Origin of the sequence: Xenorhabdus santafensis, assembly GCF_033949405.1 — a bacterium.
GTDB classification, from domain to species: Bacteria; Pseudomonadota; Gammaproteobacteria; order Enterobacterales; family Enterobacteriaceae; genus Xenorhabdus; species Xenorhabdus santafensis.
On record NZ_VCDN01000280.1, the window covers coordinates 1 to 332 of the forward strand.

The window sequence follows — 332 nt, forward strand, 5'->3', positions numbered from 1 at the left end:
GGAGAATGCTCTGTTAACATTGCAAATTGAGTACGCATTCCTTTTAGTTTCACTTTCAGCTCTGCCACCGCTTGATGGTAAGGTGCTAAAAATTCTTCCCAATTTCGATTCATTTCAACCACCACCAAAATCAATCCATTTGCTTATAGAAATACTTTTTCTACAGCAGTTACTAATTCTTCTCCGTAATTTGCATTACCTTCAATATTTTCAACTAAATATTCTACTTCTTCTTTTAAATTTTCTAATTCCATTTCAACGTCATTCACACGAACGAACATTACTATATCGTTATTCATCGCTTCATGCATTGCTTCCCAGCATGTGTGCGG

Annotated in this window: 1 protein-coding gene; it reads right to left on the minus strand. The window is 35.5% G+C overall.

The window, feature by feature from the left end; all coding sequences use genetic code 11:
- Positions 1-143 precede the first annotated feature (143 nt).
- On the minus strand, positions 144-332 hold a 189-nt coding region (locus FE392_RS22500), incomplete at its 5' end, for a UPF0738 family protein (RefSeq protein WP_319931908.1).